At 62.5% G+C, this 16,365-nt stretch carries 13 protein-coding genes; 8 read left to right on the top strand and 5 right to left on the bottom strand.

What is annotated here, in order from left to right:
* Nucleotides 1-242: 242 nt before the first annotated feature.
* From OUZ45_RS11160 to OUZ45_RS11150, 3 genes are read right to left on the bottom strand one after another with little or no spacing between them, the layout of a single operon-like run.
* A complete protein-coding gene (locus tag OUZ45_RS11160; protein WP_266170142.1) occupies nucleotides 243-1,490 on the bottom strand; it encodes a porin family protein in 1,248 nt (415 codons plus the stop codon).
* On the bottom strand, nucleotides 1,487-3,835 hold the full coding sequence (locus tag OUZ45_RS11155; protein WP_266170141.1) for a putative bifunctional diguanylate cyclase/phosphodiesterase: 2,349 nt from the start codon (nucleotides 3,833-3,835) through the stop codon (nucleotides 1,487-1,489). Before OUZ45_RS11155 ends, OUZ45_RS11160 begins: the two co-directional genes overlap by 4 nt.
* 5 nt (nucleotides 3,836-3,840) lie before the next feature.
* Complete coding sequence (locus OUZ45_RS11150; RefSeq protein WP_266170140.1) at nucleotides 3,841-4,473, bottom strand: cupredoxin domain-containing protein; 633 nt, start codon at nucleotides 4,471-4,473, stop codon at nucleotides 3,841-3,843.
* A gap of 1,046 nt (nucleotides 4,474-5,519) precedes the next feature.
* Between OUZ45_RS11150 and OUZ45_RS11145 the strand changes: the two genes are divergently transcribed.
* From OUZ45_RS11145 to OUZ45_RS11115, 7 genes are all read left to right on the top strand, one after another.
* Entirely contained in the window at nucleotides 5,520-5,969 is a 450-nt protein-coding gene (locus OUZ45_RS11145) for a helix-turn-helix transcriptional regulator (protein WP_266170139.1), read from the top strand.
* Nucleotides 5,970-6,005: 36 nt separating this feature from the next.
* Nucleotides 6,006-6,416, top strand: a complete 411-nt coding sequence (locus OUZ45_RS11140) for a VOC family protein (RefSeq protein ID WP_266170138.1) — start codon at nucleotides 6,006-6,008, stop codon at nucleotides 6,414-6,416.
* Nucleotides 6,417-6,442: 26 nt separating this feature from the next.
* The gene (locus OUZ45_RS11135) at nucleotides 6,443-6,889 is read left to right on the top strand and encodes a DUF1801 domain-containing protein (RefSeq protein WP_266170137.1); all 447 of its coding nucleotides are present in this window, start codon (nucleotides 6,443-6,445) and stop codon (nucleotides 6,887-6,889) included.
* A 261-nt stretch (nucleotides 6,890-7,150) separates the two neighbouring features.
* On the top strand, nucleotides 7,151-7,564 hold the full coding sequence (locus tag OUZ45_RS11130; protein ID WP_266170136.1) for a hypothetical protein: 414 nt from the start codon (nucleotides 7,151-7,153) through the stop codon (nucleotides 7,562-7,564).
* A gap of 222 nt (nucleotides 7,565-7,786) precedes the next feature.
* Nucleotides 7,787-8,929: a TolC family protein gene (locus tag OUZ45_RS11125; RefSeq protein ID WP_486599078.1), complete on the top strand. Its 1,143-nt coding sequence runs from the start codon at nucleotides 7,787-7,789 to the stop codon at nucleotides 8,927-8,929.
* On the top strand, nucleotides 8,926-10,224 hold the full coding sequence (locus tag OUZ45_RS11120) for an efflux RND transporter periplasmic adaptor subunit (protein WP_266170135.1): 1,299 nt from the start codon (nucleotides 8,926-8,928) through the stop codon (nucleotides 10,222-10,224). The genes OUZ45_RS11125 and OUZ45_RS11120 overlap by 4 nt, the downstream gene beginning before the upstream one ends.
* The gene (locus tag OUZ45_RS11115; RefSeq protein ID WP_266170134.1) at nucleotides 10,221-13,400 is read left to right on the top strand and encodes an efflux RND transporter permease subunit; all 3,180 of its coding nucleotides are present in this window, start codon (nucleotides 10,221-10,223) and stop codon (nucleotides 13,398-13,400) included. Before OUZ45_RS11120 ends, OUZ45_RS11115 begins: the two co-directional genes overlap by 4 nt.
* Nucleotides 13,401-13,448: 48 nt before the next feature.
* On the opposite strand, the gene OUZ45_RS11110 is transcribed toward OUZ45_RS11115, so the two are convergent.
* Nucleotides 13,449-14,108, bottom strand: coding sequence for a glutathione S-transferase family protein (locus OUZ45_RS11110; protein WP_266170133.1), 660 nt, complete (start codon nucleotides 14,106-14,108; stop codon nucleotides 13,449-13,451).
* A 325-nt stretch (nucleotides 14,109-14,433) separates the two neighbouring features.
* Nucleotides 14,434-15,333: a 3-oxoadipate enol-lactonase gene (pcaD, locus tag OUZ45_RS11105; protein WP_266170132.1), complete on the bottom strand. Its 900-nt coding sequence runs from the start codon at nucleotides 15,331-15,333 to the stop codon at nucleotides 14,434-14,436.
* 66 nt (nucleotides 15,334-15,399) lie between these two features.
* Between pcaD and OUZ45_RS11100 the strand changes: the two genes are divergently transcribed.
* Entirely contained in the window at nucleotides 15,400-16,365 is a 966-nt protein-coding gene (locus OUZ45_RS11100) for a LysR family transcriptional regulator (protein ID WP_266170131.1), read from the top strand.

The raw sequence follows: 16,365 nt of genomic DNA, 5'->3' as shown, positions 1-16,365 counted from the left end.
GATACAGTTGAGCACGCCACCGAAAGATCTCGCTCTTGGCCTCGCCCTATCCGGCGACCCGCTTCTCGGATTGCCAGCGGCACCTCATGGGTTCGCGGGGTGTGGATGAATCCAGGCATCCGTGACGGGTTGATCTGCGGAACAGGCCGATCGCGCACAGGATGCGCTCCTACCATAGCCTCGTGCGTTACCTAGTTCTTGTAGGAGCCCACCCTGTGGTCGAAATCCATAAAGCATCGCAGCTAGTACAACAATCGAGTGCTGAGCTGAACCTGGGTATCGCCGACACGTTCCGGCAACCCATATTCGCCGCGCAAGGTGGAGGTGCTACGGATCCGCAGTGCTTCCACCGTGAAGCGTAGCCAATCACGTGGACGCCAGTTTAGTGCGGCGGTAATGGCGTTGCCGTGTTCACCTTGGTGTTCGCCGGGCGTATCGCCTGACGTATCGTCTGGCAATTGCGTACTGAAGTGTTCCACGCGCAAGGTCGGACGCCACGTGCCGCGATTCCAGCCGAGCAGAACGAAGGCGGCACGATAGCGCGTTTTCTGCGGGAGATTGGGGATCCGCGTCCATGTGGTATCGCCGTCCATCGCCTGGGCTATCCAGGTAACCGGCCCCGTCTCCGTGCGTGCACCGATACTCCAGAATCGATCGCGCCACGCATATTGCCGCTTACCGCCGGCATAGGGCGCCCAGGCACTGGGGTCGGCGTGATTGTCGTAGTGCAGCAGGTTGACTCGCGTATCACCCGGCGCATGCCAGGTCAGGCTGACATAGTTGCCCCAATGCGACGGCCCTATGCTGCGGAACGGGTCGTAGTAGCGCGGCGGCCTTCCGTGCTTTTCGGTCACTTCGGCGTCCGGTTCGCGCAAACGACTGCCGATGCCTGCAACGAGGTCGCCGACCGACCAGCCGCGATAGGCCAGTATGGAGCCGGACGGATCGTCGCGGCGAAACAACGATGCGCGCAGATCCCAACTCGCCATGGCGCCGCGATGCTCCAACTGAAATTCACCGCCGACGACGCGCAGCTCCTCGCCCACCCAGGTATTGATGGCTGAAGAGCTGAGTGTCCACGGACTGGTCCAGCCAATGGCGTCGTTCTCCAGCGACACCGGCGGGAAGAATGCGCCGGCCTTCAACGACCATCGCCACGGCGACGTGGAGACCGGCCGATAGCGCAGATAGCCCTCCAACAGGCTAAGGCCGGAGTGGCCACTGGTCTGGTACTGCAGTTGGCCAAGCGCCAGCAGCGAAGGGGTCACTTGCGCCGTGCCGAGCACGGCAGCGCCCCCGAAGTGAAATTGCGTCTTGCCATCACCGTAACGCGTCTTGCCAAAACCGCCACGGGTCCAACTGGTTTCATCAGGTGCGGCCACAAGGCGTTCGTCGCCGTAAGCGTGCACGCTGAAATCTTGTGCGTGCAGAGTTGGCGAAAATACGTATGTGCCGCACACCGTGCAAAGGGCAAATAGCTCGCGTTTCATGCACGTCCTCCGCTGACTTTGGCGATGGCAGTCAGATCCCCCAGTGCATCGGCGTCCAAGGGTCTGGCGATGAAAAAGCCTTGCGCGAAGTCGCAACCGATCATCGACAGATAGTCGAGCGTGCCCTGGTCTTCCACCCCTTCCGCGGTGACCTTGAAGCCCAGCCGATGGCTGAGGTCGACGACCGAACGCACGATGATCCGGTCGTTGGGATCGCGCATAAGGTGGGTGATAAAGCTCTGGTCGATCTTCAGTTCGTTGACGGGAAGCTTGCGCAGATAAGCGAATGCCGACTGACCTACGCCAAAATCGTCGATGGCAATGCCGAAGCCCTGATCGGCGAGTTGTCGCAACAAGCCAATCGCCAACTCCGGCTCACCGATCACAGCGCGCTCGGTCACTTCCAGGCTTAGCAAGTCAGGTCGCAATTCATGCTGCGCGACAAGGTGGGCAATGCGCTGCGGCAGATGCACATCACCAAGATCGCGCGCGGAAAGGTTCACCGCCACCCGAATGCCAAGTCCTTGCGCGAACCATTGGCTAGCTTGCGCTACCGCCGTTTCGAGCACCCAACGGGTCAATCGCTGAATATTGCCGGTGTCCTCCGCCATGCCGATAAACTGATCGGGCGACACCCAGCCGCGCGTGGGGTGGTGCCAGCGGACCAGGGCCTCGGCCGCGTCCACCTGGCGTGTGTTGAGCGTGAGCTTGGGTTGGTAATGAAGCTCCAATTGATTTCGCTCCACCGCCTCGCGCAATTCGCTCATCAGCGACAGTCGTTCGGGACGATGCGGATCGATGTTTGGCTGATAGAACGCCAATGGCCTGGCCAGGCCGATGGCGGAGAACTGCGCCGTTTCGGCGTAGCGCAGCAGCGCCACAGCTTCGGTGGCGTTCTCCGGATACATCGAGATGCCGATGGCGGGCACCGTGTCGATGCTCAAGTCCGGCTCTGTATACGGTGCCGCAAGCTTGTCGAGGACACGCAATGCGACTTGTGTAGCGCCATCGCGCGTCTTGTCCGCAAGCCATAGAACGAACTCGCTATCGGTTGCGCGTGCGACCACGCCTTCGTCAATCAGCCGATGAATACGTTTGCCGATATCGCGCATCAAGCGATCGCATAATCCGTGCCCCATCGTCTTGATGATGTCGGGTACGCGAGTGAGCCCGATCATCAGCAAAGCCCCGCTCGCAGTGCCTGCGGATATGGCCTGATCAATGCTGTTCTCGATCGCGATCCGATTCGGCAATCCGGTGGCGGCATCGTGCGTGGCCTGGTGGCGTATGCGCTCTTCGCGCAGCCGCACCGCCACCGCCATGGTGCCGATCGCCTTTGCCAATTCGCCGATTTCGTCTCGCCGACGCAGCGGAGGCGGCGATCTGTAGTCGCCTTCTTCTATCCGCTTGGCCGTGACCGCCAATTGTTCCAGCGGGCGGGACACATTGCGTGCAATCAGCCATGTGCCGAGCAAGCCGGCGGTAAGGCCAATGGCCAGCAGCGCCGACCAGACCAGCGCAATGTGGCGATAAGGGCGTAGCGCATCGTCCAGGGAATAGCCGAACACCACGATCACGGGTGCACTGCCGCGTGGCTGACGCGGTGCCTGCGCGAGCACCATATATTCATGCCCGGCAATGTCCTGAAGCCCAAGGCGCATGGGGAAATCGCCGCTCACCCGGCCAAGCCACTGCGAAAAAAGCGATTCGCGATCATTGCTTGCCATGGCCATCCATCGACCTTGCGACGACTGTGTTGCCAGTACGACGTTGTCTGGCAGCATGGTCAGGCGCTGCATATGTGCCAGCTCGGCATCGTCCAAAGGCATATGCACAACCACCAGCCCTACCGGCTGGGGTGCATAGACCGGTACGGCGACGATCCAGTAAGCCTTTCCATGCAAGGTGGCGACCGCAACCGAGCGCTTTTCGAACGCGTGCTCAAGCAGATCGGCAAACTCAAAGCGCCGACCGGCAGCCTGACTGTCGGCGGTATCCGCTTCAAGGGTTCCATCCAGATTCACCAGCTGCATGCGCGATGCGCCAACGCGACGCCCATGATTGCGCAAGACCGACAGCACGGTGCCGCGATCACGTTCGGCAATGGCCACCCGCAAGCCATAATCCTGGGCAAGCACGCCGACACTGGTGGCGACTCGTGTGGAGACATCGTCCATCTGCGCGATAAAAGCCTTCGCATTCGCTTCAAGCTGGCGCTCGCCCTCGGCGATCAGTGCCTGGCGAGTGGTTGTGTAGAGCAGGATGGCCGTGGACGATTGCACCATCACCAGCATCGTGACGACGAACAGCGCAAGACGAAGCCGGAAGCCGACGACGATGCGCATGGCGTCTAATAGTCCACGTGCTCGCGATCGACAAAGCTGCGCGGGTCTGGCAACAGCGACAGCGTTAGCGATACGTCCGCATTGCTGCTTACGTCAGCCTGCGCCTCCGGTTGCGGCCGGCCCGGATGCAATTGCGGATGCCATACCTGCACCCTGTAGTGGCCGGGCGCCAATGCGTCGAACTTGACCAGGCCTTGCTGCGCTGTCATCTGTGCCTGCTCGGGCGAAATGACCAGATAAGCGATCATGTGGTCGTGGATATTGCAGCCCACGGCCACCGTACCCGCGCGGTCCAGGACGACGGGTGACGAGCTTTCGCCCGGGCGAAGAATGAACTCGAAGGATTTGACCGGCGAAAAGGAGTAGACGTGATGGCGTGTGGTGTCGCTATTGCGGAACACGACGCTGTCGCCGGGCCGCACAACCTGCACGTAGGGAATAAAGGTCTCGTTCTTTTGATCGATATAGCGCGTGCTTGCCGCATGGGCCGCCGCAGGCTGGCTGGCCCCGGCTAGTGTCACGACGGCATCGCTGACTGGCTTGCCCTGGGCATCGACGACCCGCACCGACAATGTTCCTGCATGGGCCAAGCCCATGCTCGCCGTAATCAGCCAGGCCCATCGCATCTGCCAAGGCATAGGGCTACTCGGAGTCAGCGCGTTGGGCGGAGTATAAGCCCTTGTGATCCGCGTCTGTGGCGAGGTGCTTTTTCGCGCACAGGGTGCGCTCCTACATTAAACATGTGCGGCACCTGAGTTTTTGTAGGAGCCCACCCCGTGGGCGAAAAACCTACGCAGCGATGGAGCCGTGGCACCACGTCCACGGCTGCACTCACGCCGCGCTCACCGGCGGTCTGTTAATGGGGCCAAAGGGGCACTATCGACTCCCCTGCCATTCACTGACATGCCCCATCGTGGGCATGCCTTACATTCAATAAGACATTCAAAAAGCCTGTTCAAAATCTCTACGCCGGCAGAGCAGTGCTGGGGGATTTGTTCTGTGTTCGCGATAATCGATGCGCTATCGCGACCTGGCCGCTTACGCAGCGGGCGTTCCGCCTCGCTGCCGCGAGTCGGGTCACTTTCTCTTTGCTGGCCCACGCACCCGCAGGAGCGGGTGCGAACAGCGGAGCTGGCCCGAAGGGCGGAGGGCATGGATGCCCGGAGTAAAGAGAAAGTAACCCAAGAGAAATGGCCTCAGAGCAGGCGATGTGCTCTGTAGCCGCACCTTTTCCAGTGTCAGGCGTTGGGATGGTTTCCTGATGTATCGCCTTGCATAGCTTTCGTCTCTCTCCGTCTTGCGCGGGAGATTTCGAGAGGACGAGCCTTTTGGTATCGCCACGCCTCCACCGTCCGGCACTGGAAAAAGCGCGTCCACGAAGCGCGCCGCATGCTCTCAGACCATTTCTCTTTGGTTACTTTCTCTTTGGGTCAGCAAAGAGAAAGTGACCCGGGCGCCGGCAGGCGTCCGGAATGCCCGCTGCATAAGCGGCCAGGTCGCAACACCGCACCTATTCATCGGCAACAGCACAGAAAGCGACCCAAGGCATCGCCACACCCACGGAATGCCCGCCGCATAAGCGGCCAGGTCCCGATAATCCATCGATTGTCGCGAACACAGAACAAAGGATGCCCCGCATCGACGGACTTGATGCACGCCGGTGCGACGTGACACGATCCTGCCGATGACCAGCAAACCCGCTGAAGCACTGCATCTGCGCGACCTCGCACGGTTGCGTCGCGTTCGCGACCGGATCGACCGGGAATACGCGCAGCCATTGGACGTCGAGGCGTTGGCTTGTGGCGTGCATATGTCGGCCGGACACCTCAGCCGCCAGTTCAAGCTCGCCTACGGCGAGTCTCCTTACTCCTATCTAATGACGCGGCGCATCGAGCGTGCGATGGCGCTGCTGCGCCGTGGCGACCTCAGCGTCACCGAGGTCTGTTTCGAGGTTGGCTGCGCGTCGCTGGGCACCTTCAGTACCCGGTTCACCGAGCTGGTCGGCATGTCACCCAGCACCTATCGGCGCCAGGAGGCGCATACGACCGTGGGGATCCCGTCCTGCGTGGCGAAACACGTGACGCGACCGATCAGGAATCGAGAAGCGCTGGCCACCGAGCCGGAACTAGACTGATCGCCGTCAACTTCACCACCACTGAGAGAGACCGCCATGGACATCACCATTCACTCAAGCTTCCTCCCGCAGAACGACCCGGACGCCGCCTTGACCTTCTATCGCGACACCCTCGGCTTCGAGGTCCGCAACGACGTCGGATACGGCGGCAAGCGCTGGATCACCGTCGGCCCAACCGGCCAGCCCGGCACCTCCATCGTCCTGTATCCACCGGACGCCAGCCCCGGCATCACCGACGACGAACGCCGCACCATCGCCGAGATGATGGCCAAGGGCACCTTCGGCATCCTCCTCCTGGCCACCAAGGACCTCGGCGGCGCCTTCGAGCGGCTGCAAGCCCGCGAAGCCGATATCGTCCAGGAACCCACCGACCAGCCGTACGGAGTTCGCGACTGCGCCGTCCGCGATCCCGCAGGCAACATGATTCGCATCCAGCAGTTGCGCTGAGCCGTAAGCAATCGATTGAACATCGCATGACCAAACAGGGCCCAGAGGAACCCATGAATCCATCGGAACGCATTGACCAGTTGATCGCAGGCATCACGGACTGGCGTGGCAAGACATTCGCCGACGTTCGCAAGGCCATCCTCGAGGTCGACAAAGACATCGTCGAGGAGTGGAAGTGGATGGGAAGCCCGGTGTGGTCTCGCGATGGAATGATCGCGGTCGCCAACGCTCACAAGGGGAAGGTGAAGCTCACCTTTTCTCACGGTGCGCACCTTGAAGATCCCGACAAACTCTTCAACGCGGGGCTCGGTGGCAGCACATGGCGGGCAATCGATTTTTTCGAGGGTGACAAGATCAACCAGCGCGCTTTAAAGAGCCTTGTCCGTGCGGCCATTGAATACAACCAGACCAAATTGAAGAAGAACGCGCCGGCGGGTGCTCGACCGAAGGCGAGCAAAAGCCAAAAGGCGTAAAGCCATGGTTTGGTGTTGCTCAACTGAGAAGCGAAACGGGCCGAGGCTGAGGTACGCCTAGGTTTTGAGCCGTCATCCCGGCGCAGGCCGGGATCCAGCAGGAGTGCCGTGCGAAGCACTCAAAACAGTTTTTGTGTGCTTCGCACAGCTTATTAAAACTGGATCCCGGCCTTCGCCGGGAGGACGAGCAAAAAGATGCCTCGTGCCGCATACGCTTTATCCAGGCGCCAACAACTCCAGCTGCGTTAAGATGGCCCCGCCATGCGCATGCGTTTTCACATCAGCCGCCGTCGCCGCGCCCTATGGACCGCGGTGGTGGTGTTTTGCCTGCTGTTCCAGCAGCTAGCCATGGCTGCCTATGTCTGTACGTTGCCGACGGCATCGTCCGATACCGTGATGACGGGCGATTGCGCAGCTATGGGCATGGCCTCCAAGGCGAAGGCATCGCTTCTTCACCAAAATGCGGATGCGCGTTGCGCGGAGCACTGCGCCGGTAACGCGACTTCGGCGCATGACGTCCGCCTACCGGCGGTTCCGCCGCTCTTGTTGCCGCTCGCATCCCCCACTTCGCTGGGAACCATCGTACGTGCACCCGACCAGGCGCCCTTGCCTGATGTCGCGCTGCTTCGCCCCGATCCACCGCCTACGTTGCGGTTCTGCTCGCTGTTGATTTAGCCCTCGATCGCTGACCACTCGGTGGCCATGCCTGCGTGCATGGCCCGTACGGTTTTGTGATCGGAGCTAGTCATGTTTTCGTATCGAATCTGGACGCGAGCCTTCCGGGCGCGCCACTGGCCGTGCCTTTTATGGGCCGTCCTATGTCTCTTCGCCTCCCCAGCATGGGCGGATGACTCCACGACGGCCCTGACACTGGACGCCGCGACGCGACGGGCCTTGGTGCAGGCGCCTCTACTGGAGGTGCGTCTTGCCAAGCAGGATGCCGCCCGTGAAGAAGCTGGGCGCGCAGGCGCCCTGCCCGATCCTCAACTCACCTTCGGTATCGACAATCTGGCCATCCAGGGGCCAGGCGCGTTTACGGCTGGCGGTGACACCATGACCATGCGCACGGTCGGGCTTACCCAAGTGCTGCCGTCGCGGACCAAACGGCAGGCGCAGCGCGATGCCGCCGGTGCGAATGTCGAGCAAGCGGCATCGACCACAGCCATGACCCGGCTTGCGATCGAACAACACGTCGCCGCCGCCTGGATCGGCGCATGGGGCGCTCACCATGAAGCCCAGATGCTGCAGGCGATGCGGCGCGAGTGGACCGTGGATGTCGCGGTGGCCGAGGCGCGATTGCGCGGCGGCACCGGCTCCGCGGCCGACGTGCTGGCCATGCGGATGGAAGCGCTCGACCTGGAGAACCGTATCGACGATGCCACCTCGCGCGAAGCTCAGGCGCGGGCAACCTTGGGGCGATGGTTCGGTGCTCCGGTCAACGAGCCACTGGCTGATGCGCCGGATTTCGCGGTACTGCCCCGTGACGAACCCGCTCTGCTGGCCAGCGTCGATCAACAAGGCAACCTGCTGGACTGGCCGGCACGCGAACACGCTGCCGAAGCCGCTCTCGCGGCGGCGCGGGCCGAGAAGCATCCCGAATGGAGTGTCGGTATGAATTACGGCTCCCGTGTTCGGGGCCTGTCCGACATGGTGTCGTTGCAGGTCGGCGTGAGCCTGCCGCTGTTCACTCGCGATCGGCAGGACCGCGGCATCAGCGCGCGTGCCGCTGATCTCGATGCCGTCCGTGCCGAGCACGATGATGCACGGCGGCAGCAAACCGAAGTCGTGCAGGCGGCCTGGGCGCAATGGGACGCGTTAGGGCGGCAAGTGCGTCGGCATCTCGACCAACTGCTACCGCAGGCCAACGATCGTGCCGCGTTGGCGTTAGCCGCCTATCGCGGCGGCGGCGATATCCAGCCCTTGCTGGAAGCACGCCGCGACGAAATCGCTCACCACACCGACTTTGCCCGCATGCTGACCGACTACGGTCGTGCCTGGGCGGCCTTGAGTTACCTGCTGCCCGAGGGGAATACCCCATGAAACGCGCACTGTTGATCCCCTTCATTCTTGCCGTGCTGCTCGTTACCGCGATGGCTGCTTACTGGGCGGGCCGCCGCGGTGCTGATCAGGCGGGACCTTCCGCCGATCATCCCGCCATCACAGGATCTCCAGCACCAGCTGCCAGTGCCAAGGTGTTGTACTGGTACGACCCGATGATTCCCGCCGAGCACCATGACAAGCCCGGCTTGTCGTCGATGGGCATGCAGATGGTGCCCAAATATGCCGATGCCGGCGCCGACACGAACACGGTACGCATCGATGCAGCAACCGTGCAAAACCTCGGTGTACGCACGGCATCGGTGGAGCGCCGCGTGCTGCCGGCGACGGTACGCGTACCCGGCACGATCAGCTGGGATCTGCGCCAAGCCACGGTCGTCAGCGCCCGTGTGGACGCGGTGGTGAGCAAGCTGTACGTGCGCGCCCCGTATACCAACGTCGCCGCGGGTGCTCCGCTGGCTGACCTGCTCGCGCCGCAGTGGAGCAGCGCCGTGGCTGAATCGCAGGCGCTGCAGCATGTCCAGTCGATGGAGGCGAAAGCCTTGCGTGGCGCCGCGCAACAACGCTTGCAGGCACTCGGCCTGTCGCCTGCCGATGGCCGCACGATTGGCAGCGGCGGCCAGATCACCTTGCATGCGCCTCAAGCCGGCGTGATCGGTACGCTGGATGTGCGTGAGGGTCAGCGCGTCAATGCCGGACAGACGCTAATGACGATCAACGGGCTCTCTACGGTGTGGGTCGAGGCGGCCTTGCCGCAGATCGTGGCCGGCATGGTGCATGCGGATACGCCGGTCACCGTTCACGTCGATGCGCTGCCGGGACAAGTCTTTCGCGGCCACGTGGAAACGCTGCTGCCCGATATCGACATGACCACGCGTACACAGCGCGCACGCATCGTGCTCGCCAACCCGCAAGGCAGGTTGAGTCCCGGCATGTTCGCCACCGTGCAGCTCGACCCGATGCCGGGCAAAGCCGTGCCGGTGGTGCCTGACGATGCGTTGATTGCGACGGGCGATCACACACGGGTGATCGTCGCCGACGACAGCGGCCACTTCCGCGCCGTCGCCGTACGCGCTGGACGTGCGGCCGGCGGTTACACCGAAATTCTCGACGGCCTTACCGGTGGCGAGAAGGTGGTGGTGTCTGGTCAGTTCCTGATCGACTCGGAGGCGAGCCTGTCGGGGTCGCTGGAGCGCTTGAATGACCCTGTCGCGAAGCCGGCACCCGCGACCAGCGCGCCGATGCCGGGCATGACCATGCCGGGAGAACACCCATGATCGCCGCCGTCATCCGCGCAGCGATCGCGCACCGCGTGGTCGTGCTGCTGGCCGCCATGACGCTGGCGTTGGCCGGTGTATTTGCTGCGATACGAACCCCGATCGATGCCCTGCCCGATCTGTCCGACACCCAGGTGATCATCCGCACCAACTGGCCAGGTCAGTCGCCCCAGGTCGTCGAGGATCAGGTGACCTACCCGCTGGTCACCACCATGCTGTCGGTGCCCGGGGCCAGGACGGTTCGCGGCTACTCGTTCTTTGGCGACTCCTACGTCTATGTGCTGTTCGACGACAGCACGGATCTCTACTGGGCACGTTCGCGCGTGCTGGAGTATCTGAGCCAAGTACGCGATCGCTTGCCCTCGGGCGTGAGCCCGTCGCTGGGTCCGGATGCGACCGGTTTGGGCTGGATCTACGAATACGCGCTGACCGATCGCACGGGGCAACACGACCTCGGTCAGCTGCGCGCGTTGCAGGACTGGTTCCTGCGCTATCAGCTTAAAACCGTGCCAGATGTCGCTGAAGTGGCCAGCCTCGGCGGCATGGAACAGGCATGGCAGATCGTGCCTGACCCGCAACAGCTGGCCGCCCGCAACGTGACGGTGACGCAACTGGTCGAGGCGATCCGCTCCGCCAACGGCGCGAACGGCGGCTCGGTGATCGAACAAGGCGAAGCCGAATTCATGGTGCGCAGCGAAGGCTATCTGCGCAGTCGCGAGGACTTCGAACGCGTACCCATTGCCGCCAACACCGGCGGCGTACCGGTACTGCTGCGCGATGTCGCCACGGTACGGCGCGGCCCGAGCTTCCGGCGCGGCATCACCGAACTGGACGGCCAAGGCGAAGTGGCCGGCGGCGTCATCGTGCTGCGCACGGGCAAGAACGCCAAGGCAGCGATCGCCGCGGTGAAGGCCAAGCTCGCCGAGCTAAAACACAGCCTGCCGGCCGGCGTGGAGATCGTGCCGACCTACGATCGTTCGCAACTGATCGATGCGGCCGTGGAGAACCTGTGGGGCAAGTTGCTGGAGGAATTCATGGTCGTTGCGCTGGTCTGCGCACTGTTCCTCGGCCACGTGCGCTCGGCACTGGTGGCGGTGATCACGCTACCGCTCGGTGTGTTGGCCGCTTTCATCGTGATGCATCTGCAAGGTGTGTCGGCCAATCTGATGTCGCTCGGTGGTATCGCGATTGCCATCGGCGCGATGGTCGATGCCGCGGTGGTGATGATCGAAAACACGCACAAGCATTTGGAGCATTGGCGTGATGCGCACGATGGGGAGGAACCCCAAGGCCCTGCACGCTGGACGCTGGTCGCCGAGTCGGCCGCCGAAGTGGGGCCGGCGCTGTTCGTCAGCCTCTTGATCATCGCGCTGTCGTTCGTGCCGGTGTTTGCGCTGGAAGGACAAGAAGGCAAGTTGTTCAAGCCGCTCGCCTTCACCAAGACCTACGCGATGGCAGCGGCGGCCGGGCTCGCCGTCACCCTCGTGCCGGTGCTGACGGGATACCTCGTGCGCGGGCGCATCCGCGCCGAACACGACAATCCGCTCAATCGCGGCCTGATCGCGCTGTACCGGCCGATCCTGGAAGCCGTGCTGCGTTATCCAAAGGCGACCTTGGTGTTGGCCGGGACTTTGCTGCTCAGCGCCGCGATTCCCTTCAGTCGGTTAGGCAGCGAGTTCATGCCGCCGATGGACGAAGGCACGCTGCTGTATATGCCAACCGCGCTGCCAAGTTTGTCGGCCGGCAAAGCGTCGCAGCTGCTGCAGCTCACCGATCGCATGATCAAGACCGTGCCCGAGGTCGATCACGTGTTTGGCAAGGCCGGACGTGCGGAGACGGCCACCGATCCGGCACCGTTGGAGATGTTCGAAACCACCATCACCTTCAAACCGAAGAACCAGTGGCGGCCGGGCATGACCATGGACAAGCTCAAGGACGAGCTGGATAAGGCCGTGCATGTGCCGGGGCTGACGAACTTGTTCGTGCCGCCGATCCGCAACCGCATCGACATGCTGGCCACTGGCATCAAGAGTCCGATCGGCATCAAGGTGCTCGGACCCGATCCCTCCTCCTTGCAGACCGTGGCCGATCAGATCGAAGCCGTCGCCAGGACCGTGCCCGGCGTCAGCTCGGCCATTGCCGAACGCGCCGCGGGTGGCCGCTACGTCGACGTGCATATTCGCCCCGATGATGCAGCGCGTTATGGGCTAAGCCAGCAGCAGGTGCAGGAGCTGATCGCGACGGTGGTGGGTGGCAACCCCATCGGGCAGATCGTCCAGGGACGAGAGCGTTATCCGATCGTGCTGCGCTATCCGCGCATCGATCGTGATTCGGTCGCGGCCTTGCGGCAGTTGCCGATCGTCGCTGCCAGCGGCGCGCAACTGACCCTTGGCCAAATCGCCGACATCACGCTGAATGCGGGGCCGCCGATGCTGAAGAGCGAGAACGGCCAGCTGGCCACTTACGTCTACGTCGATACCAGCGGCCGTGATCTCGGTGCCGTCGTCGCCGATCTGCAGCGCGCCGTGGCTAAACAGGTGAAGTTGCCGCCAAGCATTACGGTGGCCTGGTCAGGTCAGTTCGAGTATCTGGCCAGCGCGATGGAGCGCATCAAAGTCGTGGTGCCGATCGCGCTGGTGATCATCTTCGGGCTGATCTATGCGATGTTTCGTCGAGCCAGCGAAGCAATGATGATCATGGCGAGCGTACCGCTCGCCCTCGTCGGCGGGCTGTGGCTGATCTTGTTGCTGGGGCACGCCGTATCCGTGGCGACAATGATCGGCTTTATCGCCCTGGCCGGCGTCGCCGCCGAGTTCGGCGTAGTGATGCTGCTGTACTTACGGCATGCCTGGGAGCAGCACCTCGTGCTTAACCCCCAGGCAGGCCCCACTCAGCTCAACGACGCGATTCGCGAAGGCGCTGTGCAGCGCGTACGACCCAAAACGATGACCGTCGCCGTCATCCTCGCCGGCCTCTTCCCGATTCTGCTGGGCCACGGCGCGGGCTCCGAAGTCATGCAGCGCATCGCGGCACCGATGGTGGGCGGCATGCTCACCGCGCCGCTGCTATCCATGCTCGTGATCCCCGCTGCGTTTCGTCTTCTGGTCCTGCATCGGTTGCGCCATGCCAGCAAAGCGAACGTCGTGCTAACTCCCGGCCAGGGAACCACTCCATGAGTGAGCACGTGCTCAGCCTGAGTTGACCTCCTTGGCGGGACGGAACGGTCAATCGCGATCGGGGGCGCCAAGCGGAAATAGCGGCCGATACGGGCGCGCTTCGTCCACCGCGCGGGCGAACGACGGGCGGGCCAGTAGCCGTTTCCGGTAGGCGATCACATGGGAGAACGACACATCGATGCGATGCGTCCAGTCGGCATAGAACAGAAAGGGTGCCGCGCCACAGTCGGCGAGGCTGAACTGGTCGCCGGCCGCCCACTCGCGCTGGGCCATGTGCTGGTCCAGCCAGGCGTAAGCGGTTTCAAGCATCGCGCGCGCCTCCGCCACGCCATGCGCGTCGCGTGCCGCCTCAGGCCGAAGGCTGTCGAACACGATCTTCTGCTGCGGCGTGGAAATGTAGTTATCGAAGAAGCGGTCCATGCTGCGCACCTCGAGGGCCGCACGCGCATCCGCCGGCAGCAGGACCACGGGGCCCGGATGGCAGAGGCCGAGGTATTCAATGATGGTGCTCGCCTCGACCACCGTGCGGTCATTGTCCACCAGCAAAGGAAAGCGCTTCACTGGCCACAGGGCCACGAATTCCTCAAACACCTCGGGGTTGTCGCCCGACAAGAGGCGCCACTCGAACGGCGTGCCGTTCTCATACAGCGCCGTCAGCACTTTTTGGCAGTAGGAAGAAAAGGGGTGGGCATAGAGCTTCAAAGCCATCGTGTTTCACCATGGATAGAGGGGTTTCTATCGGTCGACGAACGACGGCGGTTGAAATCGACATCTTGGGAAGGACTATTTTTTGGTGATCCATACCTCCTCTCCCCGTTCACCGATTTGTGCACGGGGAGAGCACTGAGGCGGGGTGAGTGCTCGCGACGCCACCCCTGCTTCGTCACCCCGGCGGAGGCCGGGGTCCAGTGGCGTTGACGCTTCGATGTTCGCGTTATCGCGGCCAGGTTGCGATAGCCCAACATCAAAGCAGGAAACCGCGAATACGCAGGGACCCCAGAGCAAAGGCAAAACCTCGCTCATCGGAAGGCCATCAGGTCCTGCCGAGAAGAAACTCCAGCACAGCACCCAAGAACTCGGCCGGATATTCGACGTTCGACAAATGCACGGCAGGCAAAACGACCAGTGTTGATCCGGGCACGGTCGCGGCGATGAGTTCGCTGTGACTGGCAGCGGTCACCGTGTCGTACTGGCCGGCAATCACCAAGGTCGGGTTAGGGATAAGCGCGATGGTCCGGCGCAGGTCCATGTCACGAACCGCCGCGTAACACCCCGCGAGGCCCTGCCGATCTGTGGCCAACAACATGGCGCGAAACTCTTCAACGACAGGCTCCTTCGCTTCCAGCATGCGCGCCGGAAACCAATTGCCCAGGAACATCTCGGCGGTCTCCACCATGTCCTTGGCTTGCAGCACGGAAGCGATGCGCTGATCGAATTGGTCGGCGGTCCCGAGTAAGGGTGAGGTGTTGCTCAATATCAGGCGGTCAATCCGTTCCGGAGCATAGATGCCCAGCCATTGGCCAATCATGCCGCCCAGCGATAAGCCCAGGAAATGCACCCGCTCGATACCCAACGCGTCGAGCAACTCGATGACGTCCCGGCCGAGCCGGTCCATCGAATAGGCCCCCGCAGGAGCGCTGGATGCACCATGTCCACGCAAGTCGTAGCGCAGGACGTGGAAGTGCCTCGACAGCTCCGAAATCTGTCCATCCCACATATGGAGCGTGGTGCCAATGGAGTTCGATAGGACGAGCACCGGCTTGTCGGCATCGCCATCGAATCGGTAGGCCATACGAGCACCGTCACCGGTGGTAAAGAAAGATAGATGTTTCATCTGCGGCGCGTCTTCTTCTGAATGACGTTTCTTGAGAGCGCCGAGTCGGCATGGCCGGATCGGATGCTTGCTCTTGCAACGGCGGATGCCGTGGAGCAAATCCTAGTTGCGGCCGAATCGCATAGATATTACAAAGATCGCACAATCTTTGTAATCAACGCTGACATGACCGAATTCACCCTTCATGACCTGCAATGCTTCGATGCCGTGGTCCGCGCTGGCGGCTTCCAGGCGGCAGCCGCGGCATTGCACCGCTCGCACCCTGCGGTATTCGCTGCCGTCGCCAAACTGGAACGCCAGCTTGGCTTATCTCTATTGGATCGCAGCGGCTATCGGGTACGCCTGACCGCGGATGGGCGTTCATTCCACCACCGTGCGCAATCGCTGCTACGCGAAGTGGAAGGCTTGCGTACCCATGCCGCACAACTGGTGATGGGCGAAGAAAGCGAGCTGCAGGTGGTCATAGGCGACCTGTGCCCTCGTCCGCAGGTGCTCGGCATGCTCGGCCGCTTCTTCGCGCAATGCCCAGGAACGCGCCTGCATGTGCACTTCGAGGCCGTCACCGGGCCGTGGGAGCGGCTGTTCGACGGCGATGCCGACCTGATCCTGCACCACGTCGACAAGAGCGACTCACGCGTGGAGTGGGTGGATCTGTGCGAAGTGCCATTCATTCCGGTGGTCGCGGCGGGCTTTCTGCCATCGCCTGTCTCGCGCTCGATCAAACCTGAGCAGATGCGCGAGTTCACCCAGTGCATCATCCGGGACACCGCGCGCCATTCGCCGCCCCGGGACTATTTCACGATCGAGGGTGCGCACCAATGTACGGTGGCGGATCAGTTGATGAAGAAGGAAATCATCCTTCAGGGCCTTGGCTGGGGCCATATGCCACGTTTCTTGATCGAAGAGGAACTGCGCGACGGACATCTGCAATCCATTGCCGGCCGCTACCTACCGGGTAACACTGTGGAATTGGTTGCGGCAAGGCGCTGTGATCAACCGCATGGGCCGGTCGCGCATCGATTGTGGAACTACATTCATGAGCAGGCGCCGCAACTGCGCCGCGCGCTTGAAGCGGCACCGTCGCCTCAGCGCAAGAAACGAACTACAAATCGCCGACCCAAGGAACGCTAG

This window comes from Dyella subtropica, assembly GCF_026283965.1.
GTDB lineage: Bacteria > Pseudomonadota > Gammaproteobacteria > Xanthomonadales > Rhodanobacteraceae > Dyella_D > Dyella_D subtropica.
Note: the sequence above shows the minus strand (reverse complement) of the source record. Positions and strands in the feature narration are given on the sequence as shown.